24 protein-coding genes are annotated in these 19,720 nt (G+C 64.2%); 11 read left to right on the top strand and 13 right to left on the bottom strand.

The genetic code is table 11. The features are described 5' to 3' along the window. Positions 1-181 precede the first annotated feature (181 nt). Entirely contained in the window at positions 182-1,138 is a 957-nt protein-coding gene (locus Q0D44_RS14315; RefSeq protein ID WP_294137321.1) for an L-threonylcarbamoyladenylate synthase, read from the bottom strand. 124 nt (positions 1,139-1,262) lie between these two features. Between Q0D44_RS14315 and Q0D44_RS14310 the strand changes: the two genes are divergently transcribed. Continuing rightward, positions 1,263-2,078 carry an ATP-binding protein gene (locus tag Q0D44_RS14310; protein ID WP_294137320.1) on the top strand — a complete coding sequence of 272 codons (816 nt, stop codon included), beginning with the start codon at positions 1,263-1,265 and terminating at the stop codon, positions 2,076-2,078. A 185-nt stretch (positions 2,079-2,263) separates the two neighbouring features. On the opposite strand, the gene Q0D44_RS14305 is transcribed toward Q0D44_RS14310, so the two are convergent. After that, entirely contained in the window at positions 2,264-3,589 is a 1,326-nt protein-coding gene (locus tag Q0D44_RS14305; protein WP_294137318.1) for a sorbosone dehydrogenase family protein, read from the bottom strand. Positions 3,590-3,648: 59 nt separating this feature from the next. Beyond that, positions 3,649-3,822 (bottom strand): hypothetical protein, encoded by a 174-nt coding sequence (locus Q0D44_RS14300; protein WP_294137316.1) that lies wholly within the window; start codon positions 3,820-3,822, stop codon positions 3,649-3,651. Between the two features lie 224 nt (positions 3,823-4,046). On the opposite strand from Q0D44_RS14300, the gene Q0D44_RS14295 reads away from it, so the two are divergent. Further along, positions 4,047-4,256: a hypothetical protein gene (locus tag Q0D44_RS14295; protein ID WP_182913841.1), complete on the top strand. Its 210-nt coding sequence runs from the start codon at positions 4,047-4,049 to the stop codon at positions 4,254-4,256. Positions 4,257-4,349: 93 nt separating this feature from the next. Here Q0D44_RS14295 and argC read toward each other — a convergent pair whose 3' ends face one another. The 4 genes from argC to Q0D44_RS14275 form a co-directional block, all read right to left on the bottom strand. Then, positions 4,350-5,294 (bottom strand): N-acetyl-gamma-glutamyl-phosphate reductase, encoded by a 945-nt coding sequence (argC, locus tag Q0D44_RS14290; protein ID WP_294137314.1) that lies wholly within the window; start codon positions 5,292-5,294, stop codon positions 4,350-4,352. Beyond that, on the bottom strand, positions 5,291-6,199 hold the full coding sequence (locus Q0D44_RS14285) for a C40 family peptidase (RefSeq protein ID WP_294137312.1): 909 nt from the start codon (positions 6,197-6,199) through the stop codon (positions 5,291-5,293). The genes argC and Q0D44_RS14285 overlap by 4 nt, the downstream gene beginning before the upstream one ends. Beyond that, positions 6,159-6,566 (bottom strand): MarR family transcriptional regulator, encoded by a 408-nt coding sequence (locus tag Q0D44_RS14280; protein WP_217672033.1) that lies wholly within the window; start codon positions 6,564-6,566, stop codon positions 6,159-6,161. Before Q0D44_RS14280 ends, Q0D44_RS14285 begins: the two co-directional genes overlap by 41 nt. 227 nt (positions 6,567-6,793) lie before the next feature. Beyond that, positions 6,794-8,188: a leucyl aminopeptidase family protein gene (locus Q0D44_RS14275; protein ID WP_294137310.1), complete on the bottom strand. Its 1,395-nt coding sequence runs from the start codon at positions 8,186-8,188 to the stop codon at positions 6,794-6,796. Between the two features lie 144 nt (positions 8,189-8,332). Between Q0D44_RS14275 and Q0D44_RS14270 the strand changes: the two genes are divergently transcribed. Then, positions 8,333-8,533 (top strand): hypothetical protein, encoded by a 201-nt coding sequence (locus tag Q0D44_RS14270; protein WP_294137308.1) that lies wholly within the window; start codon positions 8,333-8,335, stop codon positions 8,531-8,533. Then, entirely contained in the window at positions 8,533-9,372 is an 840-nt protein-coding gene (locus Q0D44_RS14265; RefSeq protein ID WP_294137307.1) for a DUF3298 and DUF4163 domain-containing protein, read from the top strand. The genes Q0D44_RS14270 and Q0D44_RS14265 overlap by 1 nt, the downstream gene beginning before the upstream one ends. Positions 9,373-9,474: 102 nt before the next feature. On the opposite strand, the gene rimO is transcribed toward Q0D44_RS14265, so the two are convergent. From rimO to serS, 5 genes are all read right to left on the bottom strand, one after another. After that, positions 9,475-10,857 carry a 30S ribosomal protein S12 methylthiotransferase RimO gene (rimO, locus tag Q0D44_RS14260; protein WP_294137335.1) on the bottom strand — a complete coding sequence of 461 codons (1,383 nt, stop codon included), beginning with the start codon at positions 10,855-10,857 and terminating at the stop codon, positions 9,475-9,477. 47 nt (positions 10,858-10,904) lie between these two features. Further along, complete coding sequence (locus tag Q0D44_RS14255; RefSeq protein WP_294137305.1) at positions 10,905-11,960, bottom strand: NAD-binding protein; 1,056 nt, start codon at positions 11,958-11,960, stop codon at positions 10,905-10,907. Further along, on the bottom strand, positions 11,957-13,003 hold the full coding sequence (locus Q0D44_RS14250; RefSeq protein ID WP_294137304.1) for a M23 family metallopeptidase: 1,047 nt from the start codon (positions 13,001-13,003) through the stop codon (positions 11,957-11,959). Before Q0D44_RS14250 ends, Q0D44_RS14255 begins: the two co-directional genes overlap by 4 nt. A gap of 45 nt (positions 13,004-13,048) precedes the next feature. Next, on the bottom strand, positions 13,049-13,813 hold the full coding sequence (gene surE / locus Q0D44_RS14245) for a 5'/3'-nucleotidase SurE (protein ID WP_294137302.1): 765 nt from the start codon (positions 13,811-13,813) through the stop codon (positions 13,049-13,051). A 110-nt stretch (positions 13,814-13,923) separates the two neighbouring features. Further along, positions 13,924-15,204, bottom strand: coding sequence for a serine--tRNA ligase (serS, locus tag Q0D44_RS14240; protein WP_294137299.1), 1,281 nt, complete (start codon positions 15,202-15,204; stop codon positions 13,924-13,926). Between the two features lie 93 nt (positions 15,205-15,297). On the opposite strand from serS, the gene Q0D44_RS14235 reads away from it, so the two are divergent. The 5 genes from Q0D44_RS14235 to Q0D44_RS14215 all read left to right on the top strand — a co-directional run bounded on the left by Q0D44_RS14235 (position 15,298) and on the right by Q0D44_RS14215 (position 18,415). Then, complete coding sequence (locus Q0D44_RS14235; RefSeq protein ID WP_119744322.1) at positions 15,298-15,738, top strand: host attachment family protein; 441 nt, start codon at positions 15,298-15,300, stop codon at positions 15,736-15,738. A 261-nt stretch (positions 15,739-15,999) separates the two neighbouring features. After that, positions 16,000-16,398, top strand: coding sequence for a hypothetical protein (locus Q0D44_RS14230; RefSeq protein ID WP_294137297.1), 399 nt, complete (start codon positions 16,000-16,002; stop codon positions 16,396-16,398). 12 nt (positions 16,399-16,410) lie between these two features. Next, positions 16,411-16,935, top strand: a complete 525-nt coding sequence (locus Q0D44_RS14225; protein WP_294137295.1) for a hypothetical protein — start codon at positions 16,411-16,413, stop codon at positions 16,933-16,935. 572 nt (positions 16,936-17,507) lie between these two features. Further along, on the top strand, positions 17,508-17,972 hold the full coding sequence (gene dksA / locus Q0D44_RS14220) for an RNA polymerase-binding protein DksA (protein ID WP_006966545.1): 465 nt from the start codon (positions 17,508-17,510) through the stop codon (positions 17,970-17,972). A 68-nt stretch (positions 17,973-18,040) separates the two neighbouring features. Beyond that, complete coding sequence (locus tag Q0D44_RS14215; RefSeq protein ID WP_294137291.1) at positions 18,041-18,415, top strand: PilZ domain-containing protein; 375 nt, start codon at positions 18,041-18,043, stop codon at positions 18,413-18,415. Between the two features lie 163 nt (positions 18,416-18,578). Here Q0D44_RS14215 and Q0D44_RS14210 read toward each other — a convergent pair whose 3' ends face one another. Continuing rightward, positions 18,579-18,737 (bottom strand): YdcH family protein, encoded by a 159-nt coding sequence (locus Q0D44_RS14210; protein ID WP_006966541.1) that lies wholly within the window; start codon positions 18,735-18,737, stop codon positions 18,579-18,581. Between the two features lie 188 nt (positions 18,738-18,925). Here Q0D44_RS14210 and Q0D44_RS14205 point away from each other — a divergent pair, with 188 nt between their 5' ends. Next, the gene (locus tag Q0D44_RS14205) at positions 18,926-19,105 is read left to right on the top strand and encodes a DUF465 domain-containing protein (protein WP_037492337.1); all 180 of its coding nucleotides are present in this window, start codon (positions 18,926-18,928) and stop codon (positions 19,103-19,105) included. A 122-nt stretch (positions 19,106-19,227) separates the two neighbouring features. After that, positions 19,228-19,707: a DUF1465 family protein gene (locus Q0D44_RS14200; protein WP_217672043.1), complete on the top strand. Its 480-nt coding sequence runs from the start codon at positions 19,228-19,230 to the stop codon at positions 19,705-19,707. The last annotated feature ends 13 nt before the right edge of the window (positions 19,708-19,720 follow it).

Below are 19,720 nucleotides of genomic sequence, written 5' to 3'. Positions count from 1 at the left end.
TTCGGCTCTAACCCAGAAACCCACGGTCCCATCCGTCAGACCGTCTGGGGTGGCCACCCCAGACGGTCAACCCGAATGCAACTGCTCTCAGGTCAACCGCAAGATGCAAGAAACCTGTGCGTTACGTTTCTCGACTTCGCTCGAAACGAACGGAGGTTGGGGTTTCACCTAAACTTCAAACTCAAGCTGCCGCCCGCTTTAGCCGGTCGTTGATTGCCGCGCCGATTCCCTCTTCGGGGATGGGCGCGACCGCGATCCGCTGCTGCGCGCTGGCGTCGGCGATGTGCAGCGCCGCGAACAGATTGGCAGCAGCTTCCCGTATGTCGGCTTCCGGGCTGAGATTGATGTGGCAGGGCATCAGGCCAAAGCCGATCAGATATTCGTCCCGCTCCGCGCGCATCGCGTCGAGCCGCACCGGCTTGGACGGTGCATAATGGCTTTCGAGCTGGCCGGGCGCTTCGATCTTGCCGCCGTCTTTGCCGATCACAACCGGCAGCCCGGTCGCTTCCTCCAGCATCGCCGCCGTCACCGGGCCGGGCCGGAGCAGGCGGACATGGTCATGCTCCGGCGCGGCAATGGTCGATTCCACGCCTTCGCTGGTCGGCCCTTCATCCAATATCATCCGCACCCGGCCATTCAGACTGGCCAGCACATGCTCGGCCCGTGTCGGGCTGATCGATCCGCTGCGATTGGCCGATGGCGCGGCAAGCGGTCGCCCGCTTTCCCGGATCAGCGCGCGCATCGCCGGATGGGCGGGCAGGCGCAGCGCCACGGTGGGCAGGCCCGCCATCACCAGCGGCGACAGACCGCTATCATCCCGCACCGGCAGCACCAAAGTCAACGGCCCCGGCCAGAAGCGATCGGCCAGTGTATCGGCGACAGCGGAGAAATCCGCCAGCCGCTCCGCCATCTCCCGGTCGGCGACATGGACGATCAGCGGATTGAAACTGGGTCGCCCCTTGGCGCTGTAGATGGCGGCGACGGCGTGGCTGTCAGTCGCATCGGCGGCCAGGCCATAAACGGTTTCGGTTGGCACCGCGACGGGTTCACCTGCGCGGATCAGCAAAGCCGCCTCGCGCAGGGATTCCGCGCCATAACGGCAGGATCGGGTGGAATAGGCTGGATTGGCGATGGTCACGGCCCCCGCGATATAGACGGCGCATCGACCCAGTAAAAGGGCAATGCGTCAGTCGCATGACATAGGGCGTATGACAGCAGTGCCCATGCTTGCCGTCGCGCCCGTCGCCCGGTAAGCCCGCGCCATGACCGACGAACTCCTCAACCGCATTGCCCAGGCGCTCGAACGGCTTGCGCCGCCGCCCGCGTTGTCCGCCGATCTAGCCGCTTCGCCCGCTTACGTCTGGGATGGCCGCGCGATCCACGCGGTCGAGGCGTTCGCGCCGGTGGATTATGATCTGTTGACCGGGATCGACGCGCAAAAGGGGGCTTTGCTCGACAATAGCCGCCGTCATGCGGCGGGCCATGCCGCGCATGACGTGCTGCTCTGGGGTGCGCGCGGGACGGGCAAGTCGGCGGTGGTCGCATCCGTCGTCGGCCAGTTGCAAGGGGAGGGGCAGGACATCGCCCTGCTGCAATGCGCGATCGATGAACTGGCGAGCTTGCCCACGCTCTTCTCGCTGCTGCGCGGTACGACCCGGCCCTTCATCCTGTTTCTGGATGATCTCGGTTTTGACGAAGGCGTGGGCGACGCCCGGTCGCTGCGGTCGCTGCTTCAGGGCGGCACCGCCGCGCGCCCGGCCAATGTGCGCCTCTATGTGACGTCGAACCGCCGCCATATCGTGCCGCGCCATCTGTCTGAGCAGGACGACCCGATCAACCCGCGCGACGTGGTGGATGACCGGATGGCGCTGTCCGACCGGTTTGGCCTGAGCCTGGGCTTCCACGCGCTCGATCAGGACGCTTATGTCGCGATCGTTGGCGGCTATGCGGCGAAACTGGGGATCAGCTTTGATCCATTGGAGGCGATCCAGTGGGCAACCCAGCGCGGCAGCCGATCGGGGCGCGTGGCGTGGCAATATGTGGTGGAACTGGCGGGGCGCAACGGGTTGCGTATCTGACGTAGCGTGCTCCCGCCTGCTCGGGAGCACGCTATGCTAGGGCCGATCGACATTCAGATGATGACGAGCCGAAAATGGTGATTTTTCGTGACCCGGAGCGCAGCCTACTAAAAGTAGGTGAGCACCGGAAGCACGAGAAATCGCCATTTGCAGGCCGTCAGGGCTGAATGTCGATTGGGCCTAAGTCACTTCCCCTTCGTCACCCGCCACACAACGCCGCCGACATCGTCGCTGACCAGCAGCGCGCCCTTGGCGTCGGCGGTCACGTCCACCGGGCGACCGCGGGCGTTGCCATCCTTGTCGAGGAAGCCAGTCAGCACGTCGACCGGCTTGGCCTTGCCCGCCTCGCCATCGGCAAAGCCGACGAACACCACCTTGTAACCCGCCGCGGGCTTGCGATTCCAGCTGCCGTGCAGGCCGACGAATGCGCCATCGGTATAGGGCGCACCCAGCGTCACCTTGTCGGCGAAGGTCAGCCCCAGCGGTGCGACATGATTGCCCAGCGCATAGTCGGGACGCTTGGTATATTCGCGGATTTCCGGGCGTTGCGGCTGGACCCGGCGGTCCTCATACCCACCCCAATAATTCCACGGCCAGCCATAAAAACCGCCAAATTCGACCCGCGCCAGATAGTCGGGCACCAGATCGCTGCCCAGCATGTCGCGTTCATTGACCACGCCCCATAGCGCGCCGCTCTTGGGTTCAAAGGCCAGGCCGACAGGATTGCGCAGCCCCGACGCCCAGATGCGATAGTCGCCGGTCCGGGGGTTCACTTCCAGCACCGACGCGCGATTGGCTTCGCTTTCCAGGCCATTTTCGCCGATATTGCTGTTGGACCCGACGCCGACATAAAGCATCCCTTCGGGGCTGACGGTCAGGCTGCGGGTCCAGTGCATGTTGGGCGCTTGCGCTGGCAGGTTCAATATCTTGCGACCCGGCGCGCTGATCTTCGTGTCGCCCGGCTTGTAGGGATAGGCCATTAGCGCGTCGGTATTGGCGACGAACAATGTGTTGCCCAGAAGCGCCATGCCATAGGGCGAGTTCAGCCCGGTCAGGAAAGCGGTTTTCGTCTCCGCCCGCCCGTCGCCATCGGCGTCACGCAGCAGCGAAATGCGGTTGGGCGAGGGATCGCCCGCGCCCGCCTTGTTCATCAGATAATTCATCACCCGGTTGACGATGCCGCCGGTCGGGCGGGGCGGGCTGTTGGTTTCGGCCACCAGCACATCGCCATTGGGCAGACGCAGCAAGGAACGCGGATGGGACAGCCCCTCGGCAAAGCGCGCCACCGCCAGCCCCTTGGCCGGCACCGGCTTTTCGCCAGCGGTCCATGGCTTCACTTCGGCGATATTGACCGTGGGAATCATCTCGCTGCGGGGGCCAGTGAACACCGGTTCGCGTCCCATATCCGCGCCGGGGGGCAATTGCGCCGTGTCGCCTTGCGCGAAATAGAGGAATGCGCCGCCGGCCAGGGTGAGGACGACGAGCGGGAGGGCGATCAGATGCTTGTTCATTCCCCTCATCTATGTCGCGATGCCGCGTCGGGCAAGGCAGATGGGGCTGGCTGTGTCGCTTATTTGCGCCGGTCGCGCAGCCACAGCAGCAGCGCGATCAGCACGCCCGCGCCCACGCCCGCCAGCAGGCCGATGCTGGGTTGGCCCATCAGCCCGCCGGTGATCGCACCCCCCAGGATGAGGAAGGCGATGATCGCGCCCGCGCCAGTCGGGTCTTTCCTGTCATTGCTCATGCCCAGCCCCTTGCCATGGACGGCGTGGCAAGGCCAGCGGCTTTGATGTCGTGCGGATGCGGGACGGATCGTGCCGTTACGGGATGTCCGTCCCGTGATGGGACTTGGCTAACACCCCGTTCACCCTCGCATCCCGCCTGCCGCGCCAAGGCGCTGAAATGGCACGGGGATTGAAGGTGGGACCAAACTAACAGGTGTCGCCAAGAAGAATGACGGGGGTCGCAATGCAGTTGCCATATCTTTCGGGCCGAAAAAGCTATGAAGATGCCGCTGAACTGATGGCGCTGTTCGGCGACAATGCCGGATATGAAGCCGCCGCGCGCGCCGACCGCAGCCTGGACGTGGGCAATCATATCCATTTCTGCCACTGGCGGCAGATCGAACGGCTCATCGTTCTGCTGACCTATGATCAGCCGCTGGGGACGATTCATTGATACAGGCAACAGCCGTTCGTTTCGAGCGAAGTCGAGAAACGGTAGCGCTGCGTCCGCGTTTCTCGACTTCGCTCGAAACGAACGGAGGACAGCTTAGAGCCGCAATCCCGCCGTCTCCGGCAGTCCCGCCAATATATTGAGATTCTGCACCGCCGCGCCTGCCGCGCCCTTGCCCAGATTGTCGAGCGCCGCGACCAGCCTCGCCTGACCGCTCATAGCATTGCCGAACACGAAGAGTTGCAGCTGGTCGGTCGCACCGACCTGCTCCAGTTCGATTGCACCCATGGTGTCGCTGTCGGCCAGCGCCGCAACGCTGACGATCGGCGATCCGGCATAGGCCGACGCCAGCGCGGCATGAATATCGGCCAGTGCAGGCGTGCCGGGCATGGCGCGCAATTGCAGCGGCACTTCGACCAGCATCCCGCGATAGGCGTTGGCGACAGCAGGCGCGAAGAGCGGTGCGTGGGTCAGACCCGAATAGCGGGTCATTTCCGGCACATGCTTGTGCGCGAGGCTGAGGCCGTAGGCGCGGAATGCGGTCGGCGCGCCGTTTGGCCCCTCATATTCCGCGATCATCGCCTTGCCGCCGCCCGAATAGCCCGACGCGCCCGACACGGTGACCGGCCAGTCGGCAGGCAGAAGTCCCGCGAGCGTCAGCGGCCGCACCAGCGCCAGAAAGCCGGTCGGCCAGCAACCCGGATTGGCGACAAAGCGGCTGGCGGCCAGCGTCTCGCGATGCCCCGGCTCCAGTTCGGGAAAGCCATAGGTCCAGCCATCCGCCACCCGGTGCGCAGTCGATGCGTCGATCACGCAGGTGCGGTCATTGTCGATCAGCGCCACGGCTTCGCGCGCCGCATCGTCGGGCAGGCACAGGATCACGACGTCAGCGGCGTTCAGCGCATCGCGGCGCGCGCCCGCATCCCTGCGATCCTTCTCATCCAGCCGGATCAGCGAGAGTTCGGGCCGTCCCGCCAGCCGGTCGGCGATTTCGATGCCGGTGGTGCCATGGCCGCCGTCGATGAAAACCTGTGTGGTCATGCGCCGATCCTCCGCCGCGCGATGATGGGTTGGGCATGGTCCCCGGCCAGCCGCGCAACCACATCGGCCAGCGGCTCGGCAACCACCGCCATCCAGTGGGCATTGGCGTGGAGCAATGTCTTGCCGTCGATCATGATACCGACATGGCGGGGAAAGAAGAGAATATCGCCACGCTGCAAGACGGCGTCGCTGTCAATCGGATTGCCGATCCCTTCGCATTGCAGGTCGGTGTCGCGCGGCACCGCGATGCCGCATTGGCCCAGCGCGACCTGCACCAGCCCCGAACAGTCGATGCCGCGATGCCCGCGCCCGCCCCAGACATAGGGCTGGCCCAGATAACGCTCCGCCACCGCGACCCAGTCCGCCGCAGGGGCGTCCAGCGGGGCGGCGTGGCGCGCATGGATGAAGCCTTCGGCGCAGGCGATGAAGCCGTCCTCTGCTTCGCCCGAAAAAAGCGCGCCGCCCGGCCAGTAATCGGCGATCGGTGCCTTGATATCGGGTGCGCGGAATAGTGGGGCGGTCTCGGCGATGATCCGGTGGCTCGGCGTTTCAAACACGTCCAGCGCTTCGCGCCTTATATAGCCGACATAGCCGTCATGCCCGCAAAAGCCCCAGGCCCAGTCGGTCATCACGTCCAGCGCATGGAAAGTCTCGCCGCGCAGCAATTCGCTGACCGCCTCGCCGCTCGCCGATGGCGCGCTCAGGATCGGCGTGCCGGGCGCAACGCAGGTGAGGGCGACGGCGCGGGCATAGTGGGCGGAAAATAATGTGCCAGCCAATGCCAGGTCGGCCAGGTCGCCGCGCGCCGCATGGATGCGGCGGTCGAGCGCGACGGAACGCCCGTCCAGCTTGAAGCGGGTTCTTTCAGGCGGTCCGTTCCGCGCGGGGCTGTTCATACCTGTCATCGCGCGCGGTTCCTGCGATGAAAAGGTGAAAGGCGTCAAGAAATTCCGCCCCTTTGGGGGTCCGAGTGATGAAAATATTGCGCCGGTCGCTCACATCGCGTTCGCGGCGGAGATAGCCGAGCGCCGATAATTTGTTCAGGGCGCGGGTGATGACGGGCTTGGACACATGCAGCGCTTCGGCCAGGCCGCGCACCGTATGCGGCCCGTCGCCAATATAGACGGTCATCATCAACGCCATCTGACGGTTGGTGAGGTCGGGTTTGCCCGACCGGACATAATCGACGAGGGTGCGCATCCAGTGGGTGAGCGGCAATATGCCGGGCCGGTCGATTGCGGGCGAAAGATCGGTGGCGGGATGAGCGTTCATGTGGGCTTAACGCATGATGCACAATCCGGTTGCGTAACGGACCCAGTGGATTGATTTTGACATTTGCATCCCCTGGCCGCTTGAATGGGTCTGCAAATGTCAAAATCGTAAAATCCACTGAAATCAAATGTTTATAGTTGTCCGAAAAGATTCTGACATTCGAGAAGGACATAGCCTCAGACGGTATCAAATGTCAGAATCGGACCACTAGACAATCTCTCGCAATATCAATCGCGCCCGTAACGCTCCTGCAACAGGCGGAAAACTGCACGCAATCCCAGCGCTTCGCCGCCCTTGGCGCGACCCGGTTTCGCTGCCGGTCGCCACGCAAAGGTGTCGAGGTGGAGCCAAGGCACATCGTCCGGCACGAAGCGCTTGAGGAACAGCGCAGCCGTGATCGCGCCTGCAAAGCCGCCTTCGCCCGCATTGTTGATGTCGGCAATGTCGGATTTGAGCATGTCGGCATAGCCATCCCACAAGGGCAGCCGCCAGGTCGGATCGTCCACCTGGACGCCCGCCGCCGCCATCTCCGCCGCGAGTTGCTCGTCATTGGCGAACAGGGCAGGCAGGTCCGGCCCTACCGCCACCCGCGCCGCGCCGGTCAGCGTGGCATAGTCGATGATCAGCTCCGGCTTCTCCTCCCCGGCGCGGGTCAGCGCGTCGCCCAGCACAAGCCGTCCTTCGGCATCGGTATTGCCAATCTCTACCGTCAACCCCTTGCGCGTGTGCAAAATGTCGCCGGGGCGGAAGGCGTTGCCGCTGATCGCATTTTCCGCCGCCGGGATCAGCAGATGCAGCCGCACCGGCAGCCGCGCCCCCATGATTAGCTGCGCCAGCGCCAGCGCATGGGCCGCGCCGCCCATATCCTTCTTCATCAGCCGCATCCCCGATGACGGCTTGATGTCGAGGCCACCGCTGTCGAAGCAGATGCCCTTGCCAACGATCGCGATGCGCGGCGCGGCGGGATCACCCCATGTCAGTTCGATGAGGCGCGGGGCGAAGCTCTTGTCCGCCGCCTTGCCCACGGCGTGGATCATCGGATAGCCCTGTTCCAGCGCATCGCCGCGCGTCGTGCTGACGCTGGCCCCGAACGCCTTGCCGACCTGCGCCACCGCCGCTTCCAGATCGACCGGTCCCATGTCGGCGGCTGGCGTATTGATCAGGTCGCGCACCAGCGCGATCGCCTGCGCCAGTTGCACGGTCGCCTCGATCCGCGCGACGTCACTGGTCAGCAGCACGCGCGGGCCAACGGCACCATCCTCCTTGCGATAACGGTCGAACCGGTAATGCGCCGTCAGCCAGCCCAATGCCGCCGCATCGGGCGAGCCTTCCGCCAGCCGGTACGTACCTTCGGGTAGAGTTTCGGCCAGCTTCGCCAGGCACCAGGGACCGGGCGCGGCCTTGCTGGCGATACCGGCCACCACCCACCAGTCGCCCGCCGCCTCGCCCGGCACGATCGCCTGTTCGCCTGGCTTCCCCTGAAATTTCTGCGCCGCCACGATCGTGCGGACCCGCTCCGGCTGGGTCGCCAACCAATCGTCATAGCCTGTCGCCTCGATCAGCTGGATCGAACGGGCGGGTTGCTTGTTGTCGGCTTTGAGCAAGGCTGAATAATCGGTCATGGATTGGGTGTAGGAGAAAGGCGCAAGTGATGGAAAGTGCGAAATTTCATCGCCCGCATCGCACAAGTCGCCCTTTCCCCATTTGCGTCCAGCGCCGGTGAGGCCTAGCTTCCTACGCATCACAAAATGCCAAGGAGAGAGACGATGATTCATTCCGATGACCGCGGCCTCCAAGCCGCCCGCGCCCGCGCTTATACGCTGGCGGAGAGCGGCCATTTCGACAATGGCCATGCTGTCGAACAGGCGCTGATCGCCGAAGGCTGGCCCAATGTGGGCCAAGCGCTGCAAAGCGACTATGCGCGCAAGGCGATCGGCGAACGCTGCCGCGCTGCACGGGCGCACTGATGCGGCAGGGGGAACTGGCCCGGTCGGCAGGGCTATTGGGTATCGCCGCGATGCTCTTGGTCGCCTGCACCCCATCGCACGAGGAGGTCAGCGGTAACGCGGCGGCCAATGTCGCGGCGTCCCGCTTTGCCGACAAGATGGCGGGTACACCGCCACCGGCTCCCCCCGCCAAACCCTTCGCGCAGACGGACAAGAGCGCCCTGCTGGAGTTCGCCTATGCCTATCCGGCACAGGCAGCCGCTATCCCCGCGCTGGTGGAGAAGTTTGGCAAGCAATTGGCGACGTCCAGGGCCGATGCGTTGAAAATGGCGAAAGAAGATAGCGCTGCGGCGAAGCAATCAGGCTTCCCCTTCCACGCGCATAGTCTGGAAACGGAGTGGAGCGTGTCCGCTGACACGCCGCGCTTCCTAGCGCTCCAGTCGCAAACCTATGTCTTTACCGGCGGCGCGCACGGCATGACCGGCTATGACAGCTTGCTATGGGACAAGACGCGCAGCCGCGAAACCAGCGTCAAGGCGGTAATGACCAGCCCCGCCGCCTTCGCCGCCGCCATCCGCGACCGCTTTTGCGCCGAACTGGACAAGCAACGCGCGGAAAAACGCGGCGCGCCGGTGGTGCGGGGTGACGATGAATTTACCCAATGCATCGACCCGATGGAGCAGGTGCTGGTGCTGACGTCAAAGGACGGCAAGCTGATCGACGGCGTGACCGTGGTGGTCGGCCCCTATAGTGCCGGGCCTTATGCGGAAGGGACGTACGAGGTCACGCTGCCGGTCGATGCCGCGACGCGCAAGGCGATCAAGACGGAGTATCAGGACGGGTTTGTGGCGGTAAATTAGCGTCCGTCATCCCAGCGAATGCTGGGATCCCGCTTTTCTTGATCCACTCGAAACAGAAGAAGGGAGATCCCGGCTTTCGCCGGGATGACGGAGCGTGTGCCCCTAAACCGGCACCCCGTACAGATCATGCTCGTCGGCATCCTCGATCATCACGTCGAACATGTCGCCGGCCTTCCGCCCTTCGCCGACATCGCGCAGGAACACATTGCCGTCGATTTCCGGCGCGTCGGCCTGTGAGCGCGCGGTCGCGCCGATCGAGCCATCTTCCTCGTCCGGCTCGCCCACGTCATCGACGATCACCGGCAGCACGCGCCCGACTTTGGCCGCGAGCTTCGCGGCGCTGATCGCGGCAGTCTTTTCCATGATCCGCTGATAGCGTTCTTCCTTGACCTCTTCGGGCAACGCGCCGGGCAGGGCGTTGGCCGCCGCGCCCTCCACTGGCTCGAAGCGGAACGCGCCGACGCGATCGAGCTGTGCCTCGTCCAGCCAGTCGAGCAGATATTGGAAATCCGCCTCCGTCTCACCGGGGAAGCCGACCACGAAGGTCGAGCGGATCGTAATGTCGGGGCAGATGCTACGCCATTTATGGATGCGATCCAGCACCTTGGCCTCGTTGGCCGGGCGCTTCATCGCCTTCAATATGCTGGGCGCGGCGTGCTGGAAGGGGATGTCGAGATAGGGCGTCAGCAGCCCGTCGGCCATCAGCGGAATGACCTGATCGACATGGGGATAGGGATAGACATAGTGCAACCGCACCCAGGGCGCGCGTCCTTCTGCTGTGCGCAGCTGCCCCAGTTCGCGCGCCATGTCGGTCATATGCGCACGCACGTCGCGGCCCTTCCACGACCGGCTTTCATGCCGCGTATCGACGCCATAGGCAGACGTATCCTGGCTGATGACCAGCAATTCCCTGGTCCCGGCGTGCACCAGCTTCTCCGCCTCGCGCAGCACCGCGTCGATCCGCCGCGACACCAGATCGCCCCGGATCGAGGGGATGATGCAGAAGGAACAGCGATGGTTGCAGCCTTCGCTGATCTTCAAATAGCTGTAATGGCGCGGCGTGAGTTTGAGGCCACCTTCCGGCACCAGATCGACAAAGGCGTTGGGGACGGGCGGCGAAGCGTCATGCACCGCGTTGACGACCTGCTCATATTGATGCGCGCCGGTGACGGCCAGAACCTGCGGGAATTTCGCGCGGATCAGCTCCGCCTCGTCACCCATGCAGCCCGTCACGATGACGCGGCCATTTTCGGCTATCGCCTCGCCAATAGCTTCCAGCGATTCTTCCTTCGCCGAATCGAGAAAGCCGCAGGTGTTGACCAGCACGACGTCGGCCCCGGCATAGTCGGGCGACATCTGATAGCCATCGGAGCGCAGCTTGGTCAGGATGCGTTCGCTATCGACCAGGTTTTTCGGACAGCCGAGCGAAACCATGCCGATCTTCGGCGCGTCAGGAAATTTGGTTGCCATGATGGTCGCGCACATAGGGATTTTTGCGCGGAATGTCACGCAGCGCTGTTCCAGCGCTCCAATCAGTCGAGTTTGCGGCTTTCTCTGACCCCATCGCCCGCGACGATCTCGATGATGAGGTCGCCGGTCTGGAGCTGCCCGGCACCTTCCTCCCAGAAACCAATGGGTCGGTCCTCCCGGTAAATCCGCACGCCAAGGCCGGTGGTAATCGCCGACAATGGCCCGCCAATCTCCTCCGGCCTGACGAACCGCTCGTTCAGCTTCACCCGCCCGCCCGATGCCGCCAGATCGGCCATATAATCGGCGATATGCTTGCCGCTGGTGCTGCCCGCCAGCAGCAGCCCGGCAAAGCTGACCGGGTTGATCACCGTGGTCGCGCCCGCCTGCCGCGCGGGCAGTTCATTATCCTCGTTACGCACGACGATGCTGATCGGCAGGCGCGGGGCCAGGTGTCGGGCGGTGAGCGTGATCAGGATCGACGTATCGTCGCGCCCGGCCGACACGATCATGCTGCGCGCGCGGTGGATCGCGACGTCCTTCAGCGTCCGGTCGCGGGTCGAATCGCCGCACAATATGTTGCACCCCTGCGCCTCGGCCAGTTCCAGCGCGGCTTCGCTGCCGTCGATCACGACGATCTCACGCGGGTCGGTGCCACGCGCCAGCAGTTCATGCACTGCTTCCTGCCCGCTGGTGCCGAACCCGGTGACGATGATGTGATTGTGCAGATCGGCTTGAATACGGGCCATGCGCCACCTGTAGAGGATGTTGCGGAGGAAAAGCGAATAGGCTGTGCCAAGGAAAATCAGCCACACGAACAGCCGGATCGGCGTGACGAACAGCGATTCGAACAGGCGCGCTTCGGGGGTCACCGGCACAATGTCGCCGTAGCCCACCGTCGTCACGGTGACGGTGGTGAAATAGAGCACATCGACAAAGCTGATATGATTGTCGAGATTGTCCTTGAGGCCATCGCGCCCGACCCAGTGGAGCAGCAGCACCAGCGCGATCAGCCCGAACACCAGCGCCACGCGCCAGCTTAAATCCACCCACATCGGCATGGACGATCGCCGCCGCAAAAAGCCTTCGGTCGATCGTGAGGCCGCCCGGTCCACCCTCATGGCGCGGTCGGCAGCTGGGGAATGGGGTTCACCGGCACCCGGTCCTTGCGCAGCTCAAAATGCAGCTTGGGCTGGCTGGCATAGCCGGTGTCGCCGGTCAGGCCGACAATCTGCCCGCGCGTGATTTTCTGCCCGCGCACCACATCGACCCGGCTGGCATGGCCATAGGCGCTCACCCAGCCGCTGCCATGGTTGATCAGGACCAGCCCGCCAAACACCGCGACCTGATCACCGGCATAGGCGACCACGCCGTCCGCCGTCGCGCGGATCGGCGTGCCGGCCGGGACAGCAATGTCGATGCCATTATTCTTCGCGCCGCTTTCGCCGGGGCCAAAGCGCGACAACAGCTTACCCTTGACCGGCCAGGCAAAACGGCCGGTAAAACTGGCGGGCTGGGCGATCGGCACATTGCTCGGCAGCGGGCGCGGCTGGGACGAGGCGACCACTACCGGCGCATTTTCCGCCGCCGCGGGCTGGCCGCCGGTCAGCACATCGTCAATGTCGATGCGGAAGGCGGCGGCGCGCTGCTCCAAATCCGGCGCGGCCACTGGCGCATCACCCGGCAACAGCAACCGTTGCCCCCGTCGCAGCATGAAGGGTTCGCTCAACCCGTTGGCCGCAACGATCCGGCTCCACGCCACGCCATAAGCGGATGCGATCGCAATCCCCGTCTCCCCCTCCGCCACCAGATGATAGCGGCCGCCGGGGATGGTCAGCTTCTGACCGACGCGAATGGCGAAGGGCGGCGTCAGCCCGTTGGCGCGCGCAATCGCTTCCGATCCCGCGCCGCTGCGATTGCCGATGCCGCGCAGCGTGTCGCCGGGCTGGACGATATAGGTGGATTTCGCCACAGTCTGCGCATTGGCCACCACCTGTTGCGCGGTCCAAACCGGTTCCGCCTCGACCAGTTCGACGGCGGACGCATCGGCGTCCAGCCGTGGGGGCGGCGTTTCGCCCCGTGGGGGCGCCGCCTCATTGGGGATGCAGGCAGCCAGCAGCATCGGGGCGAGCAGGAGGGCGAAATGAAGGAACGGGCGTTGCATCGCCGCCTGTCTATCGCATCGCGCCGCGCTTGCCACCCCCTGCCTTTATTGCCCGAAAGCCGCCGCCGTTGCCGCCATGGCGCTGTCCTGCGTCAGGTCATAATGAAGCGGCGTGACCGTGACATAGTCCTGCGCGATCGCCGCCAGATCGCTCCCCTCCGGCACCGCATCGCTGCTGCCCAGGCTGAACCAGAAATAGCGATAGCCGCGCGGGTCGGTGCCTTCGACGATTTTCGTGCGGTCTACATCATGGAAGCCCTGCCGCACGACGCGGATGCCCTTGACCGCATCGGGTTCGATCGCCGGAAAGTTCACGTTGAACAGCATCCGGCGCGATGGCGGCATGGCGATCAGCGGCGCAATCGCCTTCGCCCCCCACGCCTGCGCGGCGGCAAACGGCACCGCGTCGCCCATTCCCTCGCGCGCATAGACCTGGCTCAGCGCGATCGACCTGATCCCCGAAATCGCGCCTTCCATCGCGGCTGCGACCGTGCCGGAATAGGTGACGTCCTCCGCCAGATTGGCCCCGCGATTGACCCCGGACAGGATCAGGTCAGGCTTTGCATCCTTCATCAAATGCCCCACCGCCATCATCACCGCGTCGGTCGGCGTGCCGGTGACGCTATAATACTGTTCGCCATGTTTGCGGATACGCAAGGGCCGGGTCAGCGTCAGGCTATGCCCAGCCCCCGACTGCTCCTCGCTCGGCGCGACGATCCAGATATCGTCCGAAAATTGCCGGGCGATGGCCTCCAGCACTTTGAGGCCGGGGGCGTGAACGCCATCGTCGTTGGTGAGCAGTATGCGCATGGAATAAACAACTCCGTTCGGGCTGAGCTTGTCGAAGCCTTCCGCTGAGCGAAGCGAAGCCGCCTCGCTCGCGCTCGGCATGGCCCTTCGACTTCGCTCAGGGGGAACGGCTAAGCTTTCGGCGTCAGGCGTGTCACCCCACCCATATAGGGCGCCAGCACATCCGGCACGATCACGCTGCCATCGGCCTGCTGGTAATTTTCCAGCACCGCCACCAGCGTCCGCCCGACGGCCAGCCCCGACCCGTTCAGCGTATGCAGGAAGCGCGTCTGCTTCTCCCCTTCCGGCTTGTAGCGGGCGTTCATCCGCCGCGCCTGAAAATCGCCGCAGTTGGAAACCGAACTGATCTCGCGATAGGTGTTTTGGCTGGGCAACCACACTTCCAGATCCCATGTCTTGCGCGCGCCAAAGCCCATGTCGCCGGTGCAGAGCAGCATCTTGCGATAGGGCAGGGCGAGCGCCTCGAGGATGCCCTCCGCCGCCGCGCACATGCGTTCATGCTCGCCCTCCGATTCGTCGGGCGCGCAGATCGCGACCAGCTCGACCTTCTCGAACTGATGCTGGCGGATGAACCCGCGGGTATCACGCCCGGCGGACCCGGCTTCGGAGCGGAAGCAGGGGGTGAGCGCGGTCAGGCGGACGGGCAGGTCAGCAAGCGGCACGATCTGGTTGGCGACGAGGTTGGTGAGGCTGACTTCGGCGGTCGGGATCAGCCAGCGGCCATCGGTCGTCCTGAACAGATCCTCGGCGAATTTGGGCAACTGCCCCGTGCCGAACAAAGCCTCGTCGCGCACCAGCAGCGGCGGATTGACCTCCTCATAGCCATTCTGAGCCGTCTGCCGGTCCAGCATGAATTGCGCCAGCGCTCGGTGCAGCCGTGCCATCTGCCCGCGCAACGCAGTGAAGCGCGCGCCGGACAAAGCCGCGCCGCCCTCAAAATCCAGCCCCAGTGCCGGGCCGAAATCGGCATGGTCCTGCGGCGCAAAGTCGAACGCGCGCACCGTCCCCCAGCGGCTCACCTCCACATTGTCGGCTTCGCTGTCGCCTTGCGGCACATCGTCTGCAGGCAGGTTGGGGATCGCCGCCAGCATCGCGCCAAGCGCGTCGCCAACCTCGCGATCCTGCGCCTCCAGCACGGGCGTGCCTTCCTTGATCGCTGCGACTTCGGCCTTCAGTGCTTCCGCCTTCTCGACGTCCTTCGCCGCCATGGCCTGACCGATCAGCTTGCTCGCCTCGTTGCGACGGGCTTGCCCCACCTGCAACTGCGTCTTGAGCGCCCGGCTTTGCTCGTCCAGCGCCAATATTTCGGTGGACAGGGGTGCCAGCCCGCGCCGGGCGAGGCCAGCGTCGAAAGCAGCGGGATTTTCGCGGATGAAACGGATGTCGTGCATGGGCCAGTCCTATGCCGCCGTGCGACGGGCCACGCAACCCTGCGCGCTGTCATCCGTTAGGCAAGTATCCCGTAAAATGAAAAGGACAAGGCGATGCAGATAGACCAGGACGCGCTCATATTGGTGGCCGACGGCCGCAAGATGCTGTTTTTCCGTAACAAGGGCGACGCTGCCATTCCCAGCCTGGAAACCGAGCAGGTCGAGAAGCAGGATAATCCGGCCGGTCGCGATCAGGGGACGGACACGCCCGGTCGCGCCTTCAGCTCCGTCGGCGGACATCGCAGCGCCATGTCGGAAACCAATTTCCACGATCTGGAGGAGGATCGCTTCGCCGCCCAAGCCGCCGACATCCTCAAGCATCGCGCCTTTGCCAATGATTATGAGAAGCTGATCATCGTCGCCCCGCCCGGCACGCTGGGCGAAATGCGCAAACATTATCACAAGGAAGTCGAAAGCCGCCTGACCGGCGAGATCGCCAAGGATCTGGTCAACCATCCGATAGCCGACATCGAACGGATCATCGCCGATAATTGATTTGGAGGCGGTTTGTAGCAAGATGCGCTGGACCAGTCTGCATCTCCCCTCCCCAGCGGGGAGGGGTCGGGGGAGGGGGAGCGAGGCGAAGCCGAGCGTCCGCGCTGGCCGCAGTACACCCCCACCCAGCCTCCCCCTCAAAGGGGGAGGAGCCTTACAGATCACGATCATCGCAGTGGTGGTTCGGCATAAACGAAAAGGGCGGCCCCCGCTATCGGGAGCCGCCCTTTTCCGCGTCGCTGCCTGACGGATCAGGCGGCCTTGTCGCCTTTGCGCTCGGCAAAGCGGCGGCGGGCGACCAGTGCGACCGCGGCTGCGCCGAACAGCAGGATCATTGGCGGGGCAGGGACGTCGGTGCCGCCGCTGCTGCTCGATCCGCCGCTGGAGCTGCTGGACGAGGAGGAGCTGCTGCTGCTCGACGAGGAGGACGAACCGCTCGACCCCGAACTGCCGCTGGAGCCGGAGCTGCCGCTCGATCCGCTGCTGCCCGTGCTGCCGAAGCTGGACGAACCGCCCGAAGAGGAGGAGCTGCCCGACGACGAGGATGACGACGAACTGCTGCCGCTCGACCCGGAACTGCCCGACGATCCGCTGCTGCCGCTCGATCCCGAACTGCCGCTGGAGCCGGAGCTGCCACCCGATCCGCCGCTCGACCCGTGACCATGGCCAGGCTTGCCCGGCTTGCCGCCGCTCGATCCGCCCGAACTGCTCGATGAGGAGCTGGACGAGGAGGATGAGGACGAAGAGCTGGAGCTGGACGAGGACGAGCTGCTGCTGACATTGCCGCTGGAGGTCGAAACGTTACCGCTCGACGTGGACACGTTGCCGCTGGACGTGGAAACACCGCCCGTGGAGGTCGAGACGCCACCGGTCGATGTGGACACGCCGCCTGTGGTCGAACTGGTCGAACTGCTGATGCCGCCGGTCGAGCTGCTGGTCGAGGAGATCACAACGGACCCGCCACCGCTGCCGCCGCCACCGCCGCCGAAAAAGCCACCGACGAAGCCGCCGCCGCCAAAACCGCCGCCACCGCCCATGACCATGGGAACGGCACCGCCGCCGCCCGACATCATCGGCATTTCGGCCATCGGTGCTGGCAGGGGAATGGGGGCCTGCTGGGTGACGACCGTCACCGTGCGCGGCGTGCTGGTCGTGACCGTCCGCACCACCTTGCGCTTCACTGTCCGCACGGCATAGCGTTTGCGTGGCGCTGCCGCCTTGGTGCTTTTGCTGCTGTGGACCACTGCCGGTCGCGCATTTTCAGCGACATGCACTGCGCCACCGCCGATGATCGCCCCGCCGCAAGTGCAGGCGCACAATTTAGCCAAAGCCATCCGTACCGACATAGGGTCCACTCTTCATCTTGTTGTCCTGCAACCCGGCATTGGCGTTATCCAATGAAGGGCTGCTCGGAACTTCCTATGCGCAAGAACGCAAAAGAAAGCGTTAACTGCAACGGTGTTAACCCTGAATGTGATGGTCAAGTCGAGGGAAATCCTGCCTTCTTCCCAAGGGAAATGGTTAACGTCCCACTATGGAACGACTGGCGCGTGCCGGGTAAAAATCGCTTGGCATGTTTCGCCCCTTTGCCCGGCTGGCCGGACTCGGCAGGGCAGGCCAGCGACCTTCCGCGAAATCGGACAGAATGAAGAGGACGCGCAAGATTGCCCGCTTGTGTCGCCCTGCGCCCGTCGCTATGAGGCGCCCTCAATGAAAAGTCATGGGCGCCCGGACGTTAAGCGCCGGCGTCCTCCGAGTCGGAGAGCCAGATGGCATCGGTCCTGAATTCCGATAAAGACGGCGACAAGCCGCCCAAATCGACTGTCGAACTTCCTGCTGATTACCGGCCGTCCGCCGATGAGGAATTCATGAACCCGCTTCAGCTGGAATATTTCCGGCAGCGGCTGTGGGACTGGAAGAAGCAGATCCACGCCGAAGCGGAAGGGACGCTGGCCGTCCTCCAGAACGAACCGCTGCGCGAACCTGACCTCAACGATCGTGCATCCAGCGAGACCGACTGGTCGATCGAGCTGCGCACCCGCGACCGCCAGCGCAAGCTGATTTCCAAGATCGAGGCGGCGCTCCGCCGGATCGAGGATGGCGAATATGGCTATTGCGAAGTCACCGGCGAACCGATTTCGCTCGGCCGACTGGAAGCCCGGCCGATCGCGACGATGACGGTCGAGGCGCAGGAACGACACGAGCGGCAAGAGAAGATCTCCCGCGACGATTAACCCTTTCTCCATTCCCCCGCGACTATAATGCCCACCAATTATCTGGCATTTTATTCGCGGGTCTTGGCATGAACGACGAACAGGAATCTTCCGATCGGGGACCGGCACGCTCCGCGCCGCGTGACAGCCTGTTCCTGCTCACCAGCTTCATGACGCCCGAAGGTGCGCCGCTGGGCAAGGCCCGCGTGCGCAACCTGTCGGCCACCGGCCTGATGGCCGATTGCGAACGTGGCGTTCCTGCGGGCACCAGGGTGGAATTTGAACTGCGGGGCATCGGCAAGATGACGGGCATCGTTGCCTGGGCGCGCGCGGACAAGATTGGCCTGTCCTTTGACGAACCGATCGACCCGCAACTGGCGCGCAAGCCGGTCTCGACCGGCGCCGTGCCGCAGGCGGTGCCCGATTATCTGCGAGCGCACCAGCGCAGCATCCCGCGCCGCTGATCCAACCAGGCATTCATCGGCCAGACTGTAAAAAGCCCCGCCAACCAACGGGTTGCGGGGCGTTTTACTGTCTGAACGATAAGGGCCGGAATGATCGGGAACGGCCGGACCGGCAGTCTGCTGCCGCCGCGTCTCAACCTCCTTCCGTATCGCGCACCGCTGCTTAGTGCTGCGCTTCCAGTTCTTCCTTCAACCGCAATTTCTGCTTCTTGAGCGAAGCGACCAAAATAGCGTCGGGCATGGGCCGACTCGTCTCCGCCTTGATTCGGGCGTCGATACCTGCGTGCTTGGCAGAAAGAGCTGAAATGTGGCTGTTTTCCATAACATTCTCCAGATGAGGGGTGATGGATGACGAAGTAGATCATGAAATATTCGGCTTGTCTCGCCCTGATTCGCGCCCTGCGCCTGAATGAGAAAATTTTGCGATGGCCCGCATCCGGGCGGCGGGTTATCAGGGCATATGACGAGCATGGTTGACGGATCGGGGGCGCAGTGAGCCGGGAAGATATTATGCGCCGACTGGAGCTGTTGCGGGTGGAGCATCGCGACCTCGACAGCGCGATCGCCGTGCTGATGGCGGCAGGGGCGGGTGACCAGATGCAGATTGCCCGGTTCAAGAAACGCAAGCTGCGCCTGCGCGACGAAATCGCCCAGCTGGAGGACGCATTGGTGCCGGACATCATTGCGTAAATTCGTTTCTATGTCGGAATATTGTGGTTAACGCCGGGCTAACCGACCCTGAATGGGACAGCGCGCGCTAAAAGCGCACCGGCGGGCCTGACAAGGTTGCGATAATATGTCACTCATCCTCCATGCAAAGCGCAGCCTTTCTGGATCGTGGCCTTCACCGCCGACTGGTCGACGGCCTTTATCTCGAAGCCATGGTCATGGCTGACGAGGCGCGGTCCTATTTCGATGGCAGCACCAGCACCGACGAAGGGATGAACGATCCGCTGCGCCGCGTCTCCTTCGCCTGCGAATCGCTTAAAGTGACCACCCGCCTGATGCACATCATCGCCTGGCTGCTCAGCCAGCGGGCGTGGCAGCGTGGCGAGATTGGCGACGCGGACTTGTCGGACGAGAAATATCGGCTGGGCCGCGCGACCCAGACGGCACCTGAACTTGCTGCCGGTTTCCCCTTCATGGCTCGATCGCTGATCGACGCGAGCCAGGAATTATATGACCGGGTTGCCCGGTTGCAGGACCGGATGGACCTGATGATGGGTCCGGCCACGGTCAAGGATGCCAACCCGGCCCGCGCGCTGATCGACCGGCTGCACAGCGCCTTCTGATCGCGGTCCCGCA

This window comes from Sphingobium sp. (assembly GCA_023266575.1).
Classification (GTDB): Bacteria; Pseudomonadota; Alphaproteobacteria; order Sphingomonadales; family Sphingomonadaceae; genus Sphingobium.
This window is presented reverse-complemented; position numbering and strand designations above follow the sequence as displayed.